Annotated in this window: 18 protein-coding genes; 11 read left to right on the forward strand and 7 right to left on the reverse strand. The window is 76.0% G+C overall.

The genetic code is table 11. The annotated features are described in order from the left end of the window. Positions 1 to 70 precede the first annotated feature (70 nt). The 4 genes from ACRB68_RS29020 (at position 71) to ACRB68_RS29035 (ending at position 5,020) form a co-directional block, all read left to right on the forward strand. On the forward strand, positions 71 to 1,243 hold the full coding sequence (locus ACRB68_RS29020) for a PucR family transcriptional regulator (protein ID WP_235960390.1): 1,173 nt from the start codon (positions 71 to 73) through the stop codon (positions 1,241 to 1,243). 179 nt (positions 1,244 to 1,422) lie between these two features. Beyond that, positions 1,423 to 3,585: a SpoIIE family protein phosphatase gene (locus ACRB68_RS29025; protein ID WP_153538153.1), complete on the forward strand. Its 2,163-nt coding sequence runs from the start codon at positions 1,423 to 1,425 to the stop codon at positions 3,583 to 3,585. Between the two features lie 26 nt (positions 3,586 to 3,611). Next, positions 3,612 to 3,983, forward strand: coding sequence for a PadR family transcriptional regulator (locus tag ACRB68_RS29030; protein ID WP_235960392.1), 372 nt, complete (start codon positions 3,612 to 3,614; stop codon positions 3,981 to 3,983). After that, positions 3,980 to 5,020 carry a hypothetical protein gene (locus ACRB68_RS29035; RefSeq protein WP_153538155.1) on the forward strand — a complete coding sequence of 347 codons (1,041 nt, stop codon included), beginning with the start codon at positions 3,980 to 3,982 and terminating at the stop codon, positions 5,018 to 5,020. Before ACRB68_RS29030 ends, ACRB68_RS29035 begins: the two co-directional genes overlap by 4 nt. Here ACRB68_RS29035 and ACRB68_RS29040 read toward each other — a convergent pair. Beyond that, the gene (locus tag ACRB68_RS29040) at positions 5,007 to 6,155 is read right to left on the reverse strand and encodes an acyl-CoA dehydrogenase family protein (protein ID WP_153538157.1); all 1,149 of its coding nucleotides are present in this window, start codon (positions 6,153 to 6,155) and stop codon (positions 5,007 to 5,009) included. The genes ACRB68_RS29035 and ACRB68_RS29040 overlap by 14 nt on opposite strands. An 82-nt stretch (positions 6,156 to 6,237) precedes the next feature. Between ACRB68_RS29040 and ACRB68_RS29045 the strand changes: the two genes are divergently transcribed. After that, a complete protein-coding gene (locus tag ACRB68_RS29045; RefSeq protein WP_328594923.1) occupies positions 6,238 to 6,873 on the forward strand; it encodes a TetR/AcrR family transcriptional regulator in 636 nt (211 codons plus the stop codon). A gap of 34 nt (positions 6,874 to 6,907) precedes the next feature. Then, complete coding sequence (locus tag ACRB68_RS29050; protein ID WP_153538159.1) at positions 6,908 to 7,699, forward strand: SAM-dependent methyltransferase; 792 nt, start codon at positions 6,908 to 6,910, stop codon at positions 7,697 to 7,699. Here the strand turns inward: ACRB68_RS29050 and ACRB68_RS29055 are convergent. The 3 genes from ACRB68_RS29055 to ACRB68_RS29065 all read right to left on the reverse strand — a co-directional run bounded on the left by ACRB68_RS29055 (position 7,696) and on the right by ACRB68_RS29065 (position 10,914). After that, positions 7,696 to 9,021, reverse strand: coding sequence for a DUF4328 domain-containing protein (locus tag ACRB68_RS29055; protein WP_153538161.1), 1,326 nt, complete (start codon positions 9,019 to 9,021; stop codon positions 7,696 to 7,698). The genes ACRB68_RS29050 and ACRB68_RS29055 overlap by 4 nt on opposite strands. 109 nt (positions 9,022 to 9,130) lie before the next feature. Beyond that, positions 9,131 to 10,336 (reverse strand): sensor histidine kinase, encoded by a 1,206-nt coding sequence (locus ACRB68_RS42620; protein ID WP_153538163.1) that lies wholly within the window; start codon positions 10,334 to 10,336, stop codon positions 9,131 to 9,133. After that, entirely contained in the window at positions 10,315 to 10,914 is a 600-nt protein-coding gene (locus tag ACRB68_RS29065) for a response regulator (protein WP_194293502.1), read from the reverse strand. Before ACRB68_RS29065 ends, ACRB68_RS42620 begins: the two co-directional genes overlap by 22 nt. Before the next feature lie 126 nt (positions 10,915 to 11,040). Between ACRB68_RS29065 and ACRB68_RS29070 the strand changes: the two genes are divergently transcribed. Further along, positions 11,041 to 12,642, forward strand: a complete 1,602-nt coding sequence (locus tag ACRB68_RS29070) for a serine/threonine-protein kinase (RefSeq protein ID WP_194293503.1) — start codon at positions 11,041 to 11,043, stop codon at positions 12,640 to 12,642. Between the two features lie 14 nt (positions 12,643 to 12,656). On the opposite strand, the gene ACRB68_RS29075 is transcribed toward ACRB68_RS29070, so the two are convergent. The 3 genes from ACRB68_RS29075 to ACRB68_RS29085 all read right to left on the reverse strand — a co-directional run bounded on the left by ACRB68_RS29075 (position 12,657) and on the right by ACRB68_RS29085 (position 17,195). Beyond that, positions 12,657 to 12,959, reverse strand: a complete 303-nt coding sequence (locus ACRB68_RS29075) for a hypothetical protein (protein ID WP_153538169.1) — start codon at positions 12,957 to 12,959, stop codon at positions 12,657 to 12,659. Positions 12,960 to 12,973: 14 nt separating this feature from the next. Then, a complete protein-coding gene (locus ACRB68_RS29080; protein ID WP_328594924.1) occupies positions 12,974 to 15,964 on the reverse strand; it encodes an SMC family ATPase in 2,991 nt (996 codons plus the stop codon). 100 nt (positions 15,965 to 16,064) lie between these two features. Beyond that, the gene (locus ACRB68_RS29085; RefSeq protein WP_153538171.1) at positions 16,065 to 17,195 is read right to left on the reverse strand and encodes an exonuclease SbcCD subunit D; all 1,131 of its coding nucleotides are present in this window, start codon (positions 17,193 to 17,195) and stop codon (positions 16,065 to 16,067) included. An 87-nt stretch (positions 17,196 to 17,282) separates the two neighbouring features. Between ACRB68_RS29085 and ACRB68_RS29090 the strand changes: the two genes are divergently transcribed. From ACRB68_RS29090 to ACRB68_RS29105, 4 genes are all read left to right on the forward strand, one after another. Further along, positions 17,283 to 19,202 carry a tetratricopeptide repeat protein gene (locus ACRB68_RS29090; RefSeq protein WP_153538173.1) on the forward strand — a complete coding sequence of 640 codons (1,920 nt, stop codon included), beginning with the start codon at positions 17,283 to 17,285 and terminating at the stop codon, positions 19,200 to 19,202. A gap of 25 nt (positions 19,203 to 19,227) precedes the next feature. Beyond that, positions 19,228 to 20,142: an MBL fold metallo-hydrolase gene (locus tag ACRB68_RS29095; RefSeq protein WP_153538175.1), complete on the forward strand. Its 915-nt coding sequence runs from the start codon at positions 19,228 to 19,230 to the stop codon at positions 20,140 to 20,142. Positions 20,143 to 20,211: 69 nt separating this feature from the next. Then, the gene (locus tag ACRB68_RS29100) at positions 20,212 to 20,898 is read left to right on the forward strand and encodes a RibD family protein (RefSeq protein ID WP_328594925.1); all 687 of its coding nucleotides are present in this window, start codon (positions 20,212 to 20,214) and stop codon (positions 20,896 to 20,898) included. Continuing rightward, the gene (locus tag ACRB68_RS29105; protein ID WP_328594926.1) at positions 20,891 to 21,373 is read left to right on the forward strand and encodes a deaminase; all 483 of its coding nucleotides are present in this window, start codon (positions 20,891 to 20,893) and stop codon (positions 21,371 to 21,373) included. The genes ACRB68_RS29100 and ACRB68_RS29105 overlap by 8 nt, the downstream gene beginning before the upstream one ends. The last annotated feature ends 91 nt before the right edge of the window (positions 21,374 to 21,464 follow it).

A 21,464-nucleotide genomic window follows, 5' to 3' on the forward strand; every position in this document is an offset into this window, starting at 1 on the left:
GATAGGCACCCGACCTGAATAAACGCGGGTCCCTTGTGCAGCAGCACAACGCACTGCACACTGGCGCGTGATGGCGAAACCGGTGACATCCCCCCTGCTGACGCGCTGCGCGCCCGCGCTGCTGGCGCGCATGGACCGGCTCGGTGACACGATCTACCGGGCGATCATCACCGAGGTGGAGTTCTACGCCGGCATGGACGCCGAGCTGCTCGCCGACATGCGCGCGGTCAACGAGCGCACCGTCACCGAGATGCTCACCCGCACCGCCGCCGGACGGCCGGCGACCAACGCGCCGGCCCGCCGCAACGCCCGCCGCCGGGCGCTGCAGGGGGTGCCGGTCGACGCGCTGCTGCAGGCCTACCGGATCGGCATCCGGGTGCTGTGGGAGGAGTTCACCGTCGAGGCCGAGAAGCTGCCGGACATCACGCTGGAGGAGATGGCGCAGGCCTCGACGGCCATGTGGACGATGGCCGACACCACCAGCCAGGCGGTCAACGAGGTCTACCGCGACACCATGGTGGGCCTGGCGCGCGACGACGAGCGCCAGCGGCTGGTGCTGCTGTCCGCCCTGTTCGAGGGGCGCGTCGCCGACTGGGTCATGCTCGGCGGCACCGGCCGGGCGCTCGGGCTGCCCGAACGCGGGCCCTACCTCGGCGTGGCGGCGTCCCACCACGACGACGTCGCCGCCCTGGAGCGGGGGTTGCTCCGGCAGGGGCTCCGCTCGGCCTGGCAGCCCCGGGCCGACGAGCTGGCCGGCATCGTCGCGGTCCCGCAGCCGGCCGACGCCGCGCTCGCGCTGACGACCCTGGACGGGCTGGTCTCCGGCCGCGCCGGCGTCAGCCCGCCCTATTCCGGGCTGCGCGATACCGCCGACGGGCTGCGGCTGGCGCTGCTGGCCCGGGCGGCGCTGCCGGCCGGCTCCCGCGGCGCCGCCACCCTGGACGAGCGCCCGGTCGCCGCGCTGGTCGCGGCCAGCCCCGACCTGGCCGGCCGGCTGATCACCGCGGTGCTGCGGCCCGTCCTGGACCATCCCGACCACGAGGCGCTGCTGGAGGCGCTGGAGGTGTGGCTGGAGACCGGGGGCTCGACCGCCGAGGTCGCGGCCCGGCTGTTCTGCCACCGCAACACCGTCCGCAACCGGCTGGACCGCGTCGAGCGGCTCACCGGCCGCTCGCTGAGCCGCCCGGCCGACATCGCGACGCTCTACGCCGCGCTGTGGGCGCACCGCCTCAAGCGCGACTGACCGCCCGGTCATACACGGGTCGGCACCGCCCCAAACGGGCAAGATCCCAGGTGGGATGGGCTCGATGCCTAGAATGGGGTGTTCGGGCAGTGCTGATCGTGGGGGCGACAGCGGATGCGCACGACGAAGACAGGGACCAGGGCAGGACAGAACGGGGCAGGGCGGAACGGGGCGGCGCGATGAGCGTCGGGGCGTGGCCGCCCGCGACGCGGGCCGACGAGGGGTTCGGCTCCTCGCCCGGCCGCTCCACGGCGGTGTTCGCGCTGCTGAGCGGTCCCGAGCACCGGCTGGAGACGGCCAATCCGGCCTTTTTCGAGACGGTCGGCGCCGCCGACCGCGTCCGCTCGGGCCTGCCCCTCGCGCAGGTGCTGCCCGAGCTGGCCGAGCAGGGCTTCGTCGCGGTGCTGGACGAGGTCTACCGCACCGGCCGGCCCCGCACCTCCCGCGACTCGCGGGTGCTGCTCGGCCGCGGCCGCCGGGCCCGCGAGGCGTTCTTCGACCTGACCTACGAACCGCGCCTGGACGCCGCGGGCGGCGTCGTCGGCGTCGCGGTGTTCGGCGTGGAGACCACCGGCATCCGGCACGCCCAGCTGCTGGCGGCCGAGCAGCACGCGCTGCTGGAGCAGATCGCCCGCCAGGCGCCGCTGGAGCAGACCCTGGACGGCATGGCCCGGGTGATCGAGAAGCTGTCGCCCGGCGCGCTCGCCTCGGTGCTGCTGGCCGACGCCGACGGCCGGCACCTGCGGCACGGCGCCGCGCCCAGCCTGCCGCGCTTCTACACCGACGCGATCGACGGCATCGCCACCGGCGAGGCCGCCGGGGCGTGCGGCACCGCCGCGCACCGCCGCCGCACGGTCGTCGCCGCCGACATCGCCGCCGACCCGTTCTGGGACGGCTACCACGAGCTGGCCGCCCGCGCCGGGCTGGCGTCGTGCTGGTCCACCCCGATCCTCGGCGGCGACGGGCGGCTGCTCGGCACCTTCGCGATCTACCACCGCGTCGCGCGCACGCCGCAGGTCTCCGATTTCGGGCTCTGCGACCTGTTCGCCGGCATCGCCGCGCTCGCCATCGAGCGCCACCTCGGCGAGCAGGCCCGGACCGCCGCGGTGGCCAAGGAGAAGGCCGCCCGCGCCGACCTGGCGTTCCTGCTGGGGGCCGGCAGCGTCCTCGCGCAGAACCTGGACCACACCGAGACGCTGCAGCGGCTGGCGGACCTGTGCGTGCCGGCGCTCGCCCCGCTCTGCACGGTCGACGTCGTCGAGGACGGGCAGGTCTGCCGGGTCGCCATCGCCGCCGCCACCGTGCGCGAGCAGCGGCTGCTGGCCGCGCACCCGCCCGACACCGGCGCCATGGTCGGCCGGGTACTGGCGGGCGGCGGCACCGAGGTCGCCCGGCACGCCCCGGCCGACCTGTGGGGCGGCCTCGGCATCACCGACCGGCTGTGCGTGCCGCTGACCGACCGCGGCGCGGCCTTCGGCGCCCTCACCCTGCTGACCGGCGGCGGCCGGCCGCTGGAGGACCGGGTGGTGTCGCTGGCCGAGGAGCTGGCCCGCCGCGCCGCGATGGCCGCCCGCAACGCCCGCCAGTACGCCCAGCGCGCCCAGCTGGCGCACGACCTGCAGGCCGGGCTGCTGCTGCCCGACCTGCCCGCGCTGCCCGGCGCCGGGCTCGCCACCCACTACCACCCGGCCGGCGAGGGGCTGGAGATCGGCGGCGACTTCTACGACGTGTTCCCGCTGGCGGGCCGCACCTGCTGGGCCTTCATGATCGGGGACGTGTGCGGGCGCGGCGCCGTCGCGGCGACGACCACCGCCCTGGTCCGGCACACCGCCCGCGCCGTCGCCCGGCTGCTGCCCGGCCCGGCCGAGGTGGTGCAGGCCGTCAACACCGCACTGCTGGAGCGCCCCGGCAACCTCGGCGGCGGCTTCGTCACCCTGGTCTACGGCCACCTGGCCCGCGAGGACGACCGGCTGACGGTCGAGCTGGTGCGGGCCGGGCACGTCCTGCCGCGCCTGCTGGGCCCCGGCGGGGCCGTCACCCAGATCGACGCCGAGGGCGCGCTGCTCGGCCTGATGGACGATCCCGGCGTGGAGCCGTGCCGGCTGGAGCTGAGGCCCGGGCAGAGCCTGGTCCTGGTCACCGACGGCATCACCGAGGCCCGCTCGGCCGCCGGGGCGATGTTCAACGACGAGGGGCTGGACGGCGCGCTGGCGGCCGTCCCCCCGAACGCCGACGCCGCCGCGGTACTGGACACCCTCACCGCCGCCGTCCGCGCCTTCACCGGCCCGGCCGCCGTCGACGACGACCAGGCGGCGCTCGTGCTCACCGCCCTTTCCAAATAGATAGATCATCGGTATATATAGACGGCATGAGCAGGACGATGCAGGAACCGACGTTCCTGATCCTGACCGCGCTGGCCGACGGGCCGCAGCACGGGTACGGGATCATCGCCGACGTCGAGCAGATCTCCGCCGGCCGCACCCGCCTGCGCGCGGGCACCCTGTACGCCGCGCTGGACCGGCTGCAGGCCGACGGGCTGATCGCGCCCGACCGCGAGGAGGTCGTGGACGGCCGGCTGCGGCGCTACTACCGGCTGACCGACGACGGCGCGGCCGCGCTCGCCGCCGAGGCCGCCGCGCTCCGCCGCCGCACCGAGGCCGCCGAACGCCGCCTCGCCTCCTTCCGCCTCGGCGGCGCCACCCCCGCCTTCGCGGCCCACCCCCCGAGAGGACTCCGTTGAGCACGCTCGAAGACCGCTACCGCCGCCTGCTGGCCTGCTACCCGGCCGCCCACCGCGCCGAGCACGGGCAGGAGATGCTGGACGTGCTGCTGGCCGGGGCGGGCCCCGGCCAGACCCGGCCCTCCCTCGCCGACACCGCCGACCTGCTCCTCGGCGCGGCCCGGATCCGGCTCCGGCAGGCCACCGCCGGGACCGGGGCCCCGGGCTGGCCCGCCGCGCTCTCGGTGACCGGCCTGCTGGCGACGCTGTTGCTGCTGGCGGACGGGCTGCGGTTCGCCCTCAACGTCCCCTCCACCGCGTCCCTGATGTCGGAGCGGCGGGCGGAGCTCGGCGAGCCCCTGCGGCAGTTGCTGGTCCTCTATTTCGGCACCGCTCCGTACTGGCTCGCCTGGGCGGTCATCGCCGTCCTGGTCTGGCGCGGCGCCCGCCGGCCGGCCGCGATCGCCACCTGCGCGGTCACCGGGGTCCAGGTGGCCGCCGCCTGTTGCGCGCCGTTCGCCCCTGGCCTGCCGGGAGGGTTGCTGATGCTGTCGCTGGCGGGCTTCCCGCTGCCGCTGGCGCTGCTGGCCACCGCGTCCCTGGTGGCGTCCCCGGGCCCCGGCCACGGCGCACGGCTGCTGGGACGCCGCCGGATCGCGGTCGCGGCGGCGCTCGCCGTCCTCCTCGTCGCGCTCACCAGCCACCCGCTGGTCGCCCTGATCACCCCGGACCCGACCCCCGGGTCCATCGACAACCTCGACGAGACGCTGTGGCGCTGGTCGGTGTCGCGCGGGACCGCCCTGCTCACGGCCGCCGTCCTCATCGCCGCCTCCCTGGCGCACACCCGGCACGGCCGCCGCGCCTGCGCCCTGCTGGCCATCCCGCTCGCCCCGCTGCTCGCCACGGAGGCCGAGATGCTCATCAACGGGTCCGTCGTCATGCAGACCGGCCCGTTCCGCCCCCTGGCCATCGGGCTGCTCGGCTTCGGCGCGGTCCTGCTGGCCGTCCGCCTCGCCGAGGCGCCCGGCCAAGGCCGCGACCGGCTCAGAACGCGTTGACCCCGGTCAGCGCGCGCCCGATGAGCAGCTTGTGGATCTGGCTGGTGCCCTCATACAGGGTCATCACCCGGGCGTCGCGCAGGTACTTGCCGACCGGGTACTCGTCGATGTAGCCGTACCCGCCGAACACCTGCAGCGCGTTGTTGGCGGCGCGGACGGCGGCCTCGCTGGCGAACAGCTTGGCCTTGGAGGACGCGGTGGCGAACTCCTCGCCCCGCTCGATGAGGTCGGCGACCCGCCAGACCAGCAGCCGGGCGGCGTCCACGTCCAGGGCGATGTCGGCGAGCAGCTCCTGGACGAGCTGATGCGCGGCGATCGGCTTGCCGAACTGCTCGCGTTCGGTGGCGTAGCCGACCGCCGCGTCCAGGCAGCCCTGCGCGATGCCGACGCAGCCGGCCGCGACCGACATGCGGCCCTTGGCGAGCGCGGCCATCGCCACGGTGAAGCCCTTGCCCTCGGCGTGCAGGCGCGCCGAGTCGGGGACGCGGACGCCGTCCAGCGACAGCTCGGCGGTGGCCTGGCCGCGCAGCCCGAGCTTGCCGTGGATCTCGCGGGCGGTCAGGCCGGGCGAGGGGCACGGCACCAGGAACGCCGACACGCCCCGGTGCCCCGGGCCGCCGGTGCGCGCGAACACCAGCGCGACGTCGGCCCAGGTGCCGTTGGTGATGAAGGTCTTGGTGCCGGTCAGCACCCAGTCGTCGCCGTCGCGGACGGCGCGGGTAGTGAGGTTGGCGGCGTCGGACCCGGTGCCCGGCTCGGTGAGCGCGAAGCAGCCGAGCGCCTCGCCGGACGTCAGCCGGGGCAGCCACCGCCGCTTCTGCTCCTCGGTGCCGTAGCCGTTGATCGACTTGCCGACCAGGCCGAGCGAGACCGACACGATGCCGCGCACCGCCGAGTCGCCCCGGCCGAGCTCCTCCAGCACCAGGCAGTACGCCAGGTGGTCGCCGCCCGAGCCGCCGTGCTCCTCGGGCAGGGTGAGGCCGAGGAAGCCCAGGTCGCCGAGCCGCTTGATGATCCCCCGGTCCACCGACTCGGCGCGGTCCCAGGCGGCGGCGTGCGGGACGATCTCGCGGTCGACGAACTCGGCGGCGAGCCGCCGCACCGCGTCCTGCTCCTCCGAGAGCTTCAGGTCCATGGCTTTCTCCCTCCGGTCCCGGCGAGGCTAACCGGCATTAAACTAGCGATGCAAGTTTTTCCGTCTCCCCCAGGAGGTCGCCGTGGCACGGCCGAGCCGTCCGCTGCTCAGCCGGGAGCGCATCGTGGCCGCCGCGCTCGCGCTGGTCGACGCCGAGGGCCTGGACGCGGTGTCCACCCGGCGCCTGGCCGCCGAGCTCGGCGTGGCCGGGCCGTCGCTGTACAACCACCTCGCCACCAAGGACGAGCTGCTGGACGCGGTCGTCGACGCCGTCCTCGGCGAGGTGGACCTGTCGATGTTCACCGGCGGCCCCGACTGGCGCGGGGCGCTGGAGTCGTGGGCCCGCTCCTACCGGGCGGCGCTCGCCGCGCACCCGCGGGTGGTGCCCGCGCTGTCGCAGGGGATGGGCCGCCGCCCGAACGCGCTGCGGCTCGCCGACGCCGTCTTCGGCGGCCTGGTCGCCGCGGGCTGGCCGCGCCGCGAGGCGACCCGCGTCGGCGCCCTGATGCGCTACTTCATCACCGGCTCCTCGCTCGGCTCGTTCGCCGGCGGCTTCCCCGACGACGCCGCCGTCTACCAGGGCGACTACCCCAACCTCGGGGAGGCGCACCTGCTCGCCGCGCGGCAGCGCGAGATCGACGAGTCGGCGTTCGAGGCGGGCCTCACCGCGCTGCTGGACGGCCTGGAACTGCGCCTGGCGTCGCTGCGGATCCGTTAGTGTGATCGGTCCGTCACCGTCTCCTGAGGTTCCCATGACCGAACGCGACCGTCCGGCCCCCGGCCTCTCCGACGCCGCCAGCGCGCGGATCTACGACTACTCGCTCGGCGGCAAGGACAACTACGCGGCCGACCGGGACGCCGCGCTCGGCGCGCTGATGGCGCACCCGGCCGCCCGGCTCCTGCCGCGCGAGAACCGCAAGTTCCTGCGCCGCGCGGTGCGCTGCCTGCTGGACGCGGGCGTGCGGCAGTTCGTCGACGTCGGCTGCGGGCTGCCCGGCAAGGGCAACGTGCACCAGGTCGTGCACGGCGTGGACCCGGCCGGCACCGTCGCCTACGTCGACCACGACCCGGTCGCGGTCGTGCACTACCGGGCGCTGCTGCACGCCGAGCCGAACGCGGTGGCGGTGCAGGCCGACGCCCGCGACCCGGCGTCGGTGCTCGGCCACCCCGAGCTCACCGCGCTGATCGACTTCGACCGGCCGGTCGGGGTGCTGATGGTCTCGCTGCTGAGCCTGATTCCCGACGAGGACGACCCCGGCGGCGTGGTGCGCGCCTTCACCTCCGTGCTCGCCCCCGGCGGCCACCTGGTGGTGTGCGACTTCACCGACGAGGCCCGCACCGACCACGACCGGGCCGCCGGAGCCGAACTCATGGCGCGGACGGGCATCACGGTCGCGTTCCGCTCCCGCGAGCGGCTGGCCGGGTACTTCGACGGCCTGGAGCTGCTGGAGCCGGGACTGGTCCCGGCCCCCGACTGGCGCCCGGACCGCCCCTACGAGCCCGCCACCGGCTGGCTCCTGGCGGGCGTCGGCCGCAAGCCCTAGGCGGTGTGGCGGCGCGTCAGGAACAGCGTCACCGCGATGCCGCAGAGCAGGGCCGCCTCGCCGGTGAGCGCCGCCTTCCCGGCGGTGCGGAACGCCTGCGCGTACGCGATGACCTGCGGGGACCCGGCGACGACGGGGCTTTGCGGGTCAAAGCCGGTGATGGCCGGGACGCCCGTCAGCCGGAACTCGGCGTAAAGGAGGAACAGCGCGGCGACGGCGGCCAGCACGCCCCAGGCGATCACTCCGGGCAGGGCGCGGCCGAACCCGTCGCGGCGCAGCAGCAGCGCCGCCGCGACGTGCCCGGCGAGGAACAGCACGAGCGCGACCAGGCCCACGAAGACCAGCGTCTGCCGGTTGCCGGCGGCGATCCCCCAGCTCGCGCGGTCGGGCGTGAGCGCGGCGGCGCCCCCGAAGGCGGCCGCGCAGAGCGCGAAGAGCGCCAGCGCGGGCACCACCAGCGCGAGGACCACCAGGACCCGGCGGCCGGCGGACACCACCCGGACGGCGGGGAACGGCGCGGCGGGCGCGGGCCGGGGCGCCGCCGCCGGGGCGGGCGGAGGCAGGGGCGGCGCTGAGGCGGGCGGAGGCGCCGGGGGCGCGGCGGCGATCGCGGCGTTCTGGAAGGCGGTGAGCCGGACGGCCACCGCCGCGCCGAGCAGGCCCGACACGAACGTCACGACCGCCAGCACGCCGCTGATCGCGTAACCGGCCTCGTAGGCGTCCAGCGACGCGGCCATGTGCTCGCCGGCGCCGCCGAACAGGATCGGCCCGCTGCCCATAGACCGGGCCTCCTGCCCGCCCTGGAAGACCGCGAACCGGTAGCCGGCCAGGAGCAGCTCGCCGAGCACCCAGGTGACCCACCATGCCCGGATCAGCCAGGAGCGGCGGACCCGGTACAGGGCGTCGGGACGGTGGCCGCCCGCCGGGTGGCTGAGCGCCCACACCTCGTCCAGGACCTTCTTCGGCACGACCAGGCCGGCGACCGGCACCACCCACGACAGCCCCGCCCAGGCGTCGCCGTAGGACAGGTGCACCCCCGTCAGCGCCCGGGCGTTCTGCCGCAGCGCGTGCGTCCAGGCGATCAGCACACCGGTGGTGGCCAGCCCGAACAGCCCCCACACCAGGGTCGCGACGAACTCGCGGTGCGTGCGCGCGCCGATCAGCTCGACGGGGGTGTCGGCCAGGTGCTCGGCGAGGTCGAACCGCATGGGGACGGTGGACAGGGCGTAGCAGCCCGTCAGCGCCAGGAGTGCGGCGGCCGCCCAGCCGAGCCCGGCGACGGGCCGCAGCACCCGGCCCGGCGGCGCGGCGGTGGCCGTCATGCCCCACCGCCCGGGATGGCGCAGGCGGCGAGCGCGGAGTGGGCGCGCAGGCGGCGCATGGGGGACCTCGATTCGGCGGGGGACGCGGGGGTGCTTGCCGGCACCACGATCATCCGGCCGCGGCGCCCGGCTGTCTGTCCCCTGTTTCGGGGACGGCCGCGAGCGGGACGCGCAGCTCGACCTGTGTGCCCTCGTCCGGGAACGCCACCACGGACACCTCGCCGCCGACGCGGGCGATCCGGTCCCGGACCGAGTGGCGCAGCCCGGTGCCCTCGGCGGCGGTGTCCGGGTCGAAGCCGCGGCCCTGGTCCACGACGGTGACGGTGAGCACGCCGCCGTCCAGCTCGGCGTACAGCACCGCGCCCGGCACCCCGGCGTGCTTGGCGACGTTGTTCAGCGCCTCGCGGACCGCGCCCGCCACCGCGCGCACCACCTCGGCCGGGACGGCGTCCGCGGCGTCCGCCAGGCCGGCCAGGTGCGTCTCGGTGGTCACGCCCCGCGCGCGGGCCTGCACGCAGACCTCGGTGAGCGCCTCGGCGAGGCCGGTGTCCGGGTCGCTCCGCGCGCCCTGCACGAACGCGCGGAGCCAGACCGCGACGCCGCCGATGTGGTCGCGCATGCCCGGGTCGGTGATCCAGTCGCCGTGGTCCAGCGCCTCCACCGTCTGCAGCACCCGGTCGTGCAGCTCGCGGGAGGTGGTGAGCTGCTCCTGGTTGCGGGCGAGCTCGCGTTCGGCGCGCAGCGCCTGCGCGTGCGCCCGGTCGACCTCGGCCGCCCACCGGCGGATCGCGCCGCCGGCCACCAGGCCGACGACGACGTTCACCGCGAAGCTGACGTCGTCGAAGATGCCGTTCGGCGGCGGCGCCTCGTTGAGGACGCTGATGACGAACTGGTAGCTCAGCACGACCGGCGCGGCGAGCCACACCGCCTCCCATCGGCTGCGCGCGGCGATGCCGACGGCGGCGAGCGCGAGCAGCCCGTAGGGCAGCGGCCAGTTGTTCCACTGGTGCGGGATCGGGTCGGAGGTGAACGCGCCGGTGACCACGATCGCGCAGCCGGTCGCGCACATGTCGGCGAACAGCAGCCCGATCGGCGCGCGTCCCCGGCGCCGCCAGACGGTGAACAGCGCGACGCTGCTGACCAGCACCACGACCCGCGCCGCGTGCAGCGGCCACTGCTCGGTCGCCCACGCGCGGTTCTGCGGGTACCAGACGGCCATCTCCATGAACGCGCCGGCCCGGAAGGCCGCCGCCGCCAGCAGCAGGCTCCGCTCGGCCCGCTCGGCCGTCGTGCCTACTCCCGTTCCAGGGTCCACTTGACCAGTTCGCTCTTGGTCGCGAGGCCGACCTTGCGCCGGATGCGCTTCAGCATGGTGCCCGCGGTGCCGGGCTGGATGCCCATGGCCCGCGCGGCCTGCTGGTCGGTCTTGCCCTGCGCGCGGTGCCGCAGCAGCTCCCACTCGCGCACGGTCAGCGGCTCGGGCGCCGGGCGGACGCGCTGCTCGCGCAGCACGATCCCGTACAGGGCGGCGGAGAAGTACCGCTCCCCCGCCGCGACCTGCCGGACCGCGTCGGTGAAGACCTCCGGCCGCGCCTCCTTCAGCAGGTAGCCCATGGCGCCCGCGTCCAGCGCGGCCAGCACGTCGCGGTCCTCGGCGTGCGCCGACATCACCAGCACCTGCGCGGACGCGGCCAGCCCGGCGACGGCGTCCACCCGCGCCCGGTGCCGGTAGTACAGGTCCAGCAGGATCACGTCGGCGGCGCGGCCCGCGGCGTCCAGCGCCTCGGGCGCGGCGGCCTCGGCGACCAGGTCCAGGCCGGGCCGGCCGGCGAAGTACCCGGCGACGGTCCGCCGGACCAGGGGGTCGTCATCGACGACGGCGATCGTCACCACGCCCAGGATCATCCCCCGGGCGCGGCGGTCCCGCCCCGGCTTCAGTGATCTTGACCGCTCCCGGCCAGCAGGTCGTACCGGGCGAGCGCCTTCATTTGCCCGCACTCCGTCCTTACGATGCCAAGTGTGGCGGGACACGCGGGGGAGCTGATCAACGGCCGCTACCGGCTGACCGCCGAGCTCGGCCGGGGCGGCATGGGGCGGGTCTGGCAGGCCCACGACGAGATGCTCGACCGGGACGTGGCCGTCAAGGAGATCGCGGCCGCGGTGGACCTGGACGACGCCACCCGCCGCAGCCTGACCGGCCGCGCGATGCGCGAGGCACGGGCCGCCGCCCGGCTGAACCACCCCGGCATCGTCACCGTCTACGACGTCGCCCTGCACGACGACCGGCCGCTCATCGTGATGGAGCTGGTCCGGGGCCGCTCGCTCGCCGAGATCGTCGCCGAGCAGGGGCCGCTGCCGGTGCGCCGGGCCGCGGTGATCGGGCTGGCGCTGCTGGAGGCGCTGCGCGAGGCGCACGCCGCCGGAATCGTGCACCGCGACCTCAAGCCCGCCAACGTGCTGGTCACCGGGCGGCGGGTCGTCATCACCGACTTCGGGCTGTCGACCCTGGCCGGGGATGTGCGCATCACCCGGTCCGGCTCGGTGCTCGGCACGCCCGCCTACATGGCGCCCGAGCAGGCCGAAGGGCTGGGCACCGGACCGGCCACCGACCTGTGGGGGCTCGGCGCGACGCTCTACACCGCCGTCGAGGGCCGCCCGCCCTACCAGGGCGGCGAGTTCGTCGCGATCCTGTCGGCGCTGCTGACCCGGCCGCCCGACCCGCCCCGGCGGGCCGGGGCGCTGCAGCCGCTGCTCGCCGCGCTGCTGCAGCGCGACCCGGCCAAGCGGCCGGCGCCCGAGCACGTCGCCGGGATGCTGGAACGCGCGGCGCAGGCCCCCGAGCCACCGGGCGCCGAGCCGCCGCCGGGCTACCGGGGCGACGCGGCGACGACGTCGATGGCCCGGCACGGCACCCTGCCGCCGCCGTCGCCCGTGCCGGCGGGCCCCTATCCCCCGGGCCCGCAGCAGTGGGGCGCCGCCCCGGCCAGGCCGCGCTGGGGGCTGGTCGCCGTCGCGGCCCTCATCATCCTGGCGGGCGTGGCCGGCGTCGCGACGCTGTTCGCGGTGGTGGACACCGGCGATCCCAAGGCGGATCCGGCGCCGTCCGCCGCCGGTTCGCCGTCTGCGGCGGCGGTCAGCCCGCCCATCGGCCCGGCGGGCCCGCCGACCGGGACCCCGGACCTGCCGTCGGGGTACAGCACCTACGCCGACTCCTCGCTCGGGTACTCGGTGGCGATACCGGAGTCGTGGACCAACACCTGGAACGCCTCAACGCAGACCCGCAAGCTGAGCGACACCCACGGCCACGCCATCTATGTCAGCAAAAGCGCCAAGGAGCCGCTGGACGCCTGCAACGGGCTCGTCACCACCTTCCAGACCAGGACGCAGTCCTGGAGCAATTTCCAGCAGCTGCGGCTGGAGCGGATCGACTACGGCTCGTCAGCGGCGGAACTGGAGTACATCGTCTTCGACAAGGTCTCCAACGCCTCCTTCCACGGCCTGGACCGCACGTTCACGCTGCCCGGCGGCGGCTACAACGTGAACCTGTCGAGCCTGCCCGCCGACTGGGAGCAGTCCCGGACCGTCTACGCGACGTTCTTCGCCACCTTCCGCACCACCTGAGCCCGCCGGCCGAGTCAGGCCGGCTGTTCCGCGCGCGCGCCGGCGAGGGCGTCCCAGGCCGCCATGGCGCAGGTGACGACGGTTTCGAGGACGTCGCGGGACGCCCCGTCGCGCGACTGCAGGGACATGCCCTGCAGAACGGTCATGTAGAAGGCGGCGAGCGCGGGCAGGTCGGCCTCCGGGGGCAGGTCGCCGTCGTGGACGCCCTGCCGCAGCCGGGCCAGGATCGTGGCCTGCATGCCCTGGCGCCGCTCGGCGAGGAACTCCTGGACGCCGGTGTTCTTCACGGTCCCGGCGACGGCGCCGAGCACGACCATGCAGCCGGGCGGGGTCAGATGTGGACGCGGACGGTGGAGCCGGCGCGTTCCTTGGTGACGCGCAGCTGGGCGGGGATGCGGGCGCGCAGCTCGGCGACGTGGCTGACGATGCCGACGGCGCGGCCGCCGTCGCGCAGCCCGTCCAGCACGTCCATCACCTCGTCCAGCGTCTCCTCGTCCAGGGTGCCGAAGCCCTCGTCGACGAACAGGGTGCCGATCTCGGTGCCGCCCGCCTCGGCGGTGACGACGTCGGCGAGGCCGAGCGCCAGCGACAGCGAGGTGATGAACGACTCGCCGCCCGACAGGGTGACCGGCTCGCGGTCCTGGCCGGTCCAGGCGTCGGCGACGCGCAGGCCGAGGCCGCCCGCGCCCTTCCTGCGGCCCTCGTGCGCGGCCTTGTCGATGGTGTGGATCAGCGCGTAGCGGCCCCCGGACATGCGGTCCAGCCGCTCGTTGGCGGCGGCGACGACCTGCTCCAGGCGGGCGGCCAGCACGTAGGCCGACAGCGACATCGCGTGCCGGTTGGCGGGCGAGTTGCCCGAGGCGAGGCCGGCCAGGTGCGCGGCGACCTCGTGGCGTTCGGCGGCCGGGCGCCACTCGCGGACGGCGGCGTCCAGCCGGGCGCGCAGCTCGGCGAGGCGGGCGCAGCGGGCGCGGGCCCGGTCGGCGGCGCTGGCGGCGGCGGTGTGCGCGTCCTCGGCGGCGCGCAGGTCCGCCTCCAGCGCGGCCAGGCCGGGGGCGGGCTCGGCGGCGGCGGCCAGCAGCGCGGGATCGGCGAGCTGAGCGGTGACGGCGGCCTTCTTGTCGTCGAACCAGCGGATCTTGTCGCGCAGCGGGGCCTGGTCCTCGTCGTCGAGCGCGGCCTCCAGCGCCTCCTGGGTGCTGCGGAACGCCTGCTCGGTGGCGGCGCCGTCCGCCTGCGCGCGGGCGGCGGCCAGCTCGTCGGCGGCGGCGGTGAGGGCCCGGACGGCGTCCAGGGCCTCGGTGAGCGCGTCGGCCTCGCCGGTGAGGCGGGTGATGCGGGCCTCCAGCGAGGCGTCGTCGCCGCGGGCGGCCTCGAGCTCGGCGTCCAGCCGCGCGGCCTCGGCGGCCTCGGCGGCGTCGGTGGCCTCGTGCTCGGCGAGGGCGGCGGCGGTCTTCTCGTGCTCGGCGCGGTGCTCGCGCTGCTCGCGCTCCAGGAGCTCCAGCGCGCTCGCGTGCCGTTCGGCCTCGGCGGCGGCGGTGTCCAGCCCGGCGAGGGCCCGCTCGGCGTCCGCGAGGTTCTCGGCGCGGGTCTCCACGGGCTTGTCGCCGGCGGTCTCCAGGTGGCCGTCGCGTTCGGCGCGCAGCGACTCCACCTGCCCGGACGCCTTCTCGCGGGCGGCCTGCGCGGTCTCGTAGAGCTGCTGGGCGCGGGCCTCCTCCTCCTCGCCGGGGACCAGGCCGAGCGTGGCCGCGGGCGCCGGGTGCTCGGTCGCGCCGCAGACCCGGCACGGCTCGCCGGGGGCGAGGTCTTCGGCGAGGACGGCGGCCATGCCCTCCAGCCGGGCCTGGCGCAGTTCCTGGACGTGGTCGCGGGCCTGCTGCGCGGCGTCGACCGCGGCGCGGTGGTCGTCCTCGGCCTCGGCGAGGCGGGCGGTGAGGGCGTCGCGGCGGCGCGCGGCGTCCAGCAGCCGGCGGGCGTCCTGCACGGCGGCCTCGGCGCCGGGGCGGCCGGCGGCGGCGAGGCGGGCGCGCTCCAGCTCGGCGCGGCGGGCCTCGATGCTCGCGGGCAGCTCGGCGAGCGCGGCGGCGAGCCGGTCGCGTTCGGGGAGCAGGCGCTCGATCCGGGCGCGCCGCGCGGCGCGGGCGGCGTCGATCTCGCGCAGCCGGGCGGCGGTGGCGCGGTGGCCCTCCAGCGTCGCGATCTCGTCGCGGCGGGTGCGCTCGGCCTTGGCGAGCACGTCCTCGGACGCGCCGGGCGGGACGAGCGCGCCGATCCGCGACCGGGTCTCCTCGGCCCAGGCGCGGGCCTGCCGGGCGCGCTGGTCGCGCTGCTGCACGGCCCGCACCAGCGGGACGACCCGCTCGGCGCGGGCGGCGGCCTCCAGCCGCGCGGCCAGGTCGCCGACCTCGGCGGCGCGCGCGTTCAGCAGCTCCTGGTCGGCGCGGACCTCGGCGTAGCGGGCCTGCCGGGCGGCCAGGTCGCGGCCCTCCTCCAGCGCGGCGCGGGTGACGGCGAGCCGCGCGGCGGCCTCGGCGAGCAGCTCCCCGGTGACGGCGCGGACGTCGTCGTGCCCAGCGGCCAGCTCGGCGGCCTCGGCGGGCAGCGCGCCGACGGGGGCGACGGCGGGGTCGGCGGCGCGCGGCACCGGCCGGGCGCCGGTGGTCTCGGCGATCCGGTCGGCGATCGAGGCGGCGGTGGCGGCCAGCGCGGCGACCTCGCGGCCGGTCGTGACGCGGCGCTCGGCCAGCCACTTCTCCACGTCGGTGAAGACCTCGGCGGCGAACAGCCGCTCCAGCACCTTGCGGCGCTCGTCGGCGCCGGCCCGCAGGAACCCCGCGAACTCGCCCTGCGGCAGCATCGCGACCTGCTTGAACTGGTCGACGCTCATGCCGAGCAGCCGGGAGATCAGGTCGCCGGCCTCGTCCAGCCGGGTGGACAGGCCCGTCCACCTCCCGTGCTCGTGCTCCTCCAGCACGACCTTGGCGTGCTGCACGGTGGTGCCCGAGCCGCGCAGCTTCGGCCGCTCCCAGGCCGGTGAGCGCGACACCCGCAGCCGGCGGCCCCGGATCGTGGTCTCCAGCACCACCAGCGGCGCCGCGCCGGGGGCGGCGTGGTCGCTGCGCAGGCCCTTGACGGCGTTGCGGGCGCCGGGCACCTGGCCGTAGAGGGCGAAGCACACCGCGTCCAGGATGCTGGTCTTGCCCGCGCCGGTGCGGCCCTGCACGAGGAACAGGCCCGCGTCCGACAGGGCGTCGAAGTCGACGGCCTCGGTGCCCGAGAACGGCCCGAACGCGGTGATCTCCAGCCGGTGCAGTCTCACGTGTCCCCCGTTCGCCTGCGGGGCGCTTTTCGGCGCCGCCTTCCCTCGTCGCTCCTCCGTCGCTCCTCAGTCCAGGCGGCGCCGCGCCCCTCCGGCTCACTCAAGAAAGGGCCTCCTTGCGGCGGCAGTCCTCGAACGCCTCGTGCAGCAGCGCGCGTTCGGCCTCGCTCGCCGGGCCGTCGGTGACCTCGGCGACGAAGTCGCCCGCCACGTCCAGCTCCGAGCGGCCCCGGACGCGCTCGGACCAGCTGCGCCCGGCGTCCTCCTCGCCGCCGGCCGGCTCGAACCCGAGGACCAGGGCGTGCGGGAAGCGGCGGCGCAGCCGCTCCATCGCGTCGGCGGGGCGGCGCGCGTCGGTGAGGGTGATCTGCAGCCAGTGGTCCCGCACCGCGTCGTGGCGGGGATCGGCGAGCAGGTCCTCGATCCGCCCCTTGATGCGGGCGATGCGGCGCGGCACCGGCGCCTCGGCGAACCGCGCCTCCACCCCGCCGTCGTGCAGGTCGATCAGCCAGCAGCCCTTGACGTGGTGGGCCTCGGAGAAGGAGTAGGCCAGCGGCGAGCCCGAGTAGCGGACCCGGTCGGTGATCGTCCAGGCGCCGTGCAGGTGGCCGAGCGCGGCGTAGTCGACGCCGTCGAACACCGCGGCGGGCACGTGCGCCGAGCCGCCGACCGAGATGTCGCGTTCACTGTCGCTGGCCTCGCCGCCGGTGACGAACGCGTGCGCGAGCACCACCGAGCGGCGGCCCGGGTGCGCGGCGGCGTCCGCGCGGATCCGGCCCATCGCCTCGGTGAGCGCGGCGGCGTGGCTGCGCTCGGCCAGCTCCCAGTCGTGCCGGACCAGCTCGGGCTCCAGGTAGGGGATGCCGTAGAAGGCGGTGTCGCCGAGCACGACGGGGTCGCCGACGCGGGCGGGGTCGGTGCGCACGTGCACGCCGGAGCCGTCCATCAGCGCCGAGCCGAAGCCGAGCCGGTGCGCCGAGTCGTGGTTGCCCGCGATCAGCACCACCCGGGCCCGCTCGGCCAGCCGGGCGAGGGCCTGGTCGCACAGGCGGACCGCGTCCACCGCCGGCAGCGCCCGGTCGTAGACGTCGCCGGAGATCAGCACGCAGTCGACCCGCTCCGCCCGGACCGTCTCGACCAGGTGGTCGACGAAGTCGCCCTGGGCGCGCAGAAGGTCCTCGCGGTGGAAGGAGCGTCCCAGGTGCCAGTCGGAGGTGTGCAGGATTCGCATGACGCACACACCTTAGGCACCACCGGGGCCACTTCCTGCCCGGAAACGCCGGACCGCCCCAAATGATCTCTGGTATCTCTAGGGCACATGTCCCGGAACAACCCGCTTGATCCCGCCGAGTCCGATCTGCTGGCCGCCGCGCGGGGCGGTGACCTGCGGGCCTCGGTCCGGTACGCCGAGCTGCTGTGCGGGCGCCGCGACATCGACGGCGCGCTGCCCTGGCTGGAGGCGCCCGCGCTCGCCGGGGACGGCCACGCCGCGCGCACCCTCGCCATCATCATGCGCACGCGCGGGGAGCACGAGCACGCCGAACGCTGGTACCGCGCCGCCGCCGACCGCGACGGCGGATGCGCGTTCGGGCTCGCCGACCTGCTGGACAAGTCCGGCGACCTGGCGGGCGCCCTGGAGTGGTACGACCGGGGCGCCGCGCTCGGCAGCCTGGAGTGCAAGACCAACGGCGCGCTGCGGCGGCTGGAGCAGGGCGAGGTGGAGGCGGCCGAGGCGCTGCGGGAGGCCGCCGCCGAGGGCGACGAGGTCGCGGCCGGCCGGCTGGGGGACATGGCGGAGCTGGCGGACGAGCTGAAGACCCTGCTCGGCGAGGTCCGCGCCGACACCGACGCCGAGTACGTGCTGGACCTGATCGGCGGCCTGGACGAGCGCCCCGAGCGGTTCCGGGCCTTCCCGCACCTGCTCGACGACGCGCTGAAGGTCTACGACGCCGCCGCCGAGGTCGTCGGCGACGACCGCCCGGCCGTCTGGAAGGCGCTGCTGCTGGACAAGCTCGGCCACGTCGACGAGGCGTGCCAGGTCCTCGGCGCGGCCGTCCAGCGCCACCCCGAGGAGGGGTACGCCGCGCGCGTCCTCGGCCTTACCCATCTGGAGCGCGGCGACCTCGACGCCGCCGGCGAGGCGCTGCGCGTCAGCGCCGAGCGGGGCTACCTGCCCGGCATGTGGAGCCTGGCGCTGCACCGGCTGCGGCTGCGCGACCTGGACGGCGCGCAGGAGTGGTTCGGGCGCTACCGCGAGGCGGGCGGCGACAACGACGCGGGCGCCCAGCTGGCCCGGGTGGCCGAGCTGCGCGCGGCGCCCGACAACGTCCTGTCCGCCGAAGACGAGGCGCGCCTGCCGGACCTGCGCGTGGCCGCCGACGCGGGCGACGCCGCCGCCGCGTTCGAGCTGGGCGGGCTGCTGCGCGACCGGCACGACCTGGCCGAGGCCGTCCGCCGGTTCCGGGCCGCCGCGGGCGCCGGGGACCTGCGCGCCCGCGAGGCGCTCGCCCGGCTGCTGTGGAAGCACTGCGGGTCCGAGGCCCGGCACGTGCTGCCGCTGGCCGTCCCCGCCGCCGAGGCCGCCTACCCGCGGGCCTTCGCCGCGCCGGTCGCCGACCCCGCCGACGTGACGCTGGTGGAGTGGACCGGGCGGCTGTACCTGGACGAGGGCGACGACTTCCTCGCCGAGCGGTGGCTGCGCCGCGCGGCCCGGCTCGGGCACGGCAACGCCGCCTGGTGGGCGGGCAACCGGTCCGACACCCCCGAGCACGGCGACCCGCAGGAGGCCGAGCGGATGTGGACGCTCGCCGCCCGCCGGGGCGTGCCCTGGTGCGGCTGGCTCGCGGGCCGCGCCATGGTGCGGCGCGGCGCGCACGCCGAGGCCGAGCCGCTGCTGCGCACCGCCTACGCGGCGCGCGCGGAGCAGGAGCCGCTGCACGAGGCCGCCTACTGGCTCGGGCTGGCGCTGCGCGGGCAGGGCCGGACGGACGAGGCCGCGCAGTGGCTGCGCACCGCCGTGGACGTCCACCCGCACGTGCTCAAGGGCTACACCGGCTTCATGCGGACCTCGCTGTTCGACCCGCGCGAGCCCCTCGCCGAGGTGCTGTACGAGCTGGGACGCGACGCCGAGGCGCAGACCCTGGTGGAGGAGATCCTGCGCGCCCATCCCCGGCATCGCATCGGGGCGCTGCTCACCGAGCGCCGCGGCCGCCCGGCCGAGCCGACCAGCGTAGCGTAGGCGGACCCCCTCCCGAGGAGTGACCATGAGCACCGCGCCCCCGCCCCGCCTGGAAGAGATCGCCGACCGGGTCTACGCCTGGATCCAGCCGGACGGCACCTGGTGCCTGAACAACGCCGGGTTCCTGGTCGGCCCGGACGCGGTGACGGTGATCGACACCGCCGCGACCGAGGCGCGGGCCCGCGGCCTGCGCGCCGCGATCGCCGCGGTGACGCCGCTCGCGCCGCGCACCGTCGTCAACACCCACTTCCACGGCGACCACACCTACGGCAACGTCGTATTCGCCGGGGAGGCGGCGATCGTCGCGCACGAGAACTGCGCGGCGGAGATGATCGAGCACGGCCTGCTGACCACCCAGCTGTGGACCGAGGTGGAGTGGGGCGACATCCGGGTCGTCCCGCCCACCGTGACCTTCACCGACCGGCTGACCCTGCACGCCGGCGACCTCACCGCCGAGCTGATCCACCACGGCCCGGCGCACACCACCGGCGACGTGGTGGCCTGGCTGCCCGGGCAGCGGGTGCTGTTCACCGGCGACCTGATCTTCAACGGCGGCACCCCGTTCGTGCTGATGGGCTCGGTGCGGGGGTGGCTGCGGACCCTGGACGAGCTGCGCGCGCTCGGCCCCGAGACGATCGTGCCCGGCCACGGCCCGGTCTGCGGCCCCGAGGTGCTCGACCGGACCGAGGGCTACCTGCGGTGGCTGCAGGAGCTCGCCCGCGACGGCATCGCCGCCGGGCTGTCCCCGCTCGCGCTCGCCCGCGAGACCGACCTCGGCGTGTACCGGGAGTGGACCGACCCCGAACGGCTCGTCGGCAACCTGCACCGCGCCTACTCCGAGGCGCTCGGCGAGCCGCCCGGGACGCCGCTGGACTCCATGGCCGCGATCATGGAGATGGTCGAGTACAACGGCGGCCGGATCCCGACCTGCCTGGCCTGACCTTCCTTACCCACAGTGATATTTTACTCACTCTGTGCGCCGGGCGGGTCGCTCCCCTAGAGTGACCGCGTGAGCGAGCGTCCCTATGTGCTGCTGAGCTGCGCGATGTCGGTGGACGGCTACATCGACGACGCGACCCCCGAGCGGCTCCGGTTGTCCAGCCCCGCCGACTTCGACCGCGTCGACGGCGTGCGCGCCTCCTGCGACGCGATCCTGGTCGGCGCCAACACCGTCCGCCGCGACGACCCCAAACTGCTGCTCCGCTCGGAGACGCGGCGCGCGGCCCGGGTCGCGCGCGGCCTGCCGGCCGACCTGACCAAGGTCACCATGACCTGGAGCGGCGACCTGGACCCGGGGTCGCGGTTCTTCACCACCGGCGACGCGCCCAAGCTGGTCTACGCGCCGACCTCCGCCGCGGCCGCCACCGCGGCCCGGCTCGGCGACCGCGCCGAGGTGATCGACGCGGGCGACCCGCTCGGCCTGCCGGTGCTGCTGGCCGACCTGGCCGCGCGCGGCGTGCGGCGGCTGATGGTGGAGGGCGGCGGCGGCATCCACACCCGCTTCCTGACCGCCGGGGTGGTGGACGAGCTGCAGCTGGTCATCGCGCCGTTCTTCATCGGCGACCCGTCCGCGCCGCGGTTCGTCAAGTCCGGGGTGTTCCCGCAGACGCCGGCCGAGCCGATGCGGCTTGAGGAGATCACCCGGATCGGCAACCTGGCGCTGCTGCGCTACCTGGCCGGCGGGTCCCGTGCCTGAGCGGGACGCCGCGGCGGCCGGGCCGTCCGGCGTGCAGCCCTCCGACGTGCACTGGCTCGCGCTCGCCTGCGACCTGGCGGTGCGCTGCCCGCCGTCGGGCACCGCGTTCTCGGTCGGCGCGGTGATCGTCGGCGCGGACGGGCGGGAGCTGGCGCGCGGCTTCTCCCGCGAGCGCGACCCGCGCGACCACGCCGAGGAGTCCGCGCTCGGCCGGCTCGGCGCCGGCGCCGACCTGGCCGGCGCGACGATCTACACCTCGCTGGAGCCGTGCGGGCGGCGGCTGTCGCGGCCGCGCTGCTGCGCCGAGCTGATCGTGGCGGCCGGCCTGCGCCGGGCGGTGTTCGCCTGGCGCGAGCCCGCGCTGTTCGTCGAGGGCACCGGCGCCGAGCTGCTCGCCGCGCACGGCGTGCGGACCATCGAGCTGGCGGAGCTGGCCGGCCGCGCCCGCGAGCCGAACGCGCACCTGCTCGGCTGAGACTCCCGTCTCATTTCGCTCTTGCCAAGGCGCGGGCGCGCCGTCCATGCTGTGACCAAGCAAGCATTCGGTCAAGAGGAGGCGTTCCGGC

The organism is Actinomadura macrotermitis (assembly GCF_009604375.1).
GTDB classification, from domain to species: Bacteria; Actinomycetota; Actinomycetes; order Streptosporangiales; family Streptosporangiaceae; genus Spirillospora; species Spirillospora macrotermitis.

What these genes read in the sequence shown, in the direction of transcription:
- ACRB68_RS29020 (WP_235960390.1), top strand. Translation starts at nt 71, where the DNA reads ATGGCGAAACCGGTGACATCCCCCCTGCTGACGCGCTGCGCGCCCGCG.
- ACRB68_RS29025 (WP_153538153.1), top strand. Translation starts at nt 1,423, where the DNA reads ATGAGCGTCGGGGCGTGGCCGCCCGCGACGCGGGCCGACGAGGGGTTC.
- ACRB68_RS29030 (WP_235960392.1), top strand. Translation starts at nt 3,612, where the DNA reads ATGAGCAGGACGATGCAGGAACCGACGTTCCTGATCCTGACCGCGCTG.
- ACRB68_RS29040 (WP_153538157.1), bottom strand. Translation starts at nt 6,155, where the DNA reads ATGGACCTGAAGCTCTCGGAGGAGCAGGACGCGGTGCGGCGGCTCGCC.
- ACRB68_RS29050 (WP_153538159.1), top strand. Translation starts at nt 6,908, where the DNA reads ATGACCGAACGCGACCGTCCGGCCCCCGGCCTCTCCGACGCCGCCAGC.
- ACRB68_RS29055 (WP_153538161.1), bottom strand. Translation starts at nt 9,021, where the DNA reads ATGACGGCCACCGCCGCGCCGCCGGGCCGGGTGCTGCGGCCCGTCGCC.
- ACRB68_RS29075 (WP_153538169.1), bottom strand. Translation starts at nt 12,959, where the DNA reads ATGGTCGTGCTCGGCGCCGTCGCCGGGACCGTGAAGAACACCGGCGTC.
- ACRB68_RS29085 (WP_153538171.1), bottom strand. Translation starts at nt 17,195, where the DNA reads ATGCGAATCCTGCACACCTCCGACTGGCACCTGGGACGCTCCTTCCAC.
- ACRB68_RS29090 (WP_153538173.1), top strand. Translation starts at nt 17,283, where the DNA reads ATGTCCCGGAACAACCCGCTTGATCCCGCCGAGTCCGATCTGCTGGCC.
- ACRB68_RS29095 (WP_153538175.1), top strand. Translation starts at nt 19,228, where the DNA reads ATGAGCACCGCGCCCCCGCCCCGCCTGGAAGAGATCGCCGACCGGGTC.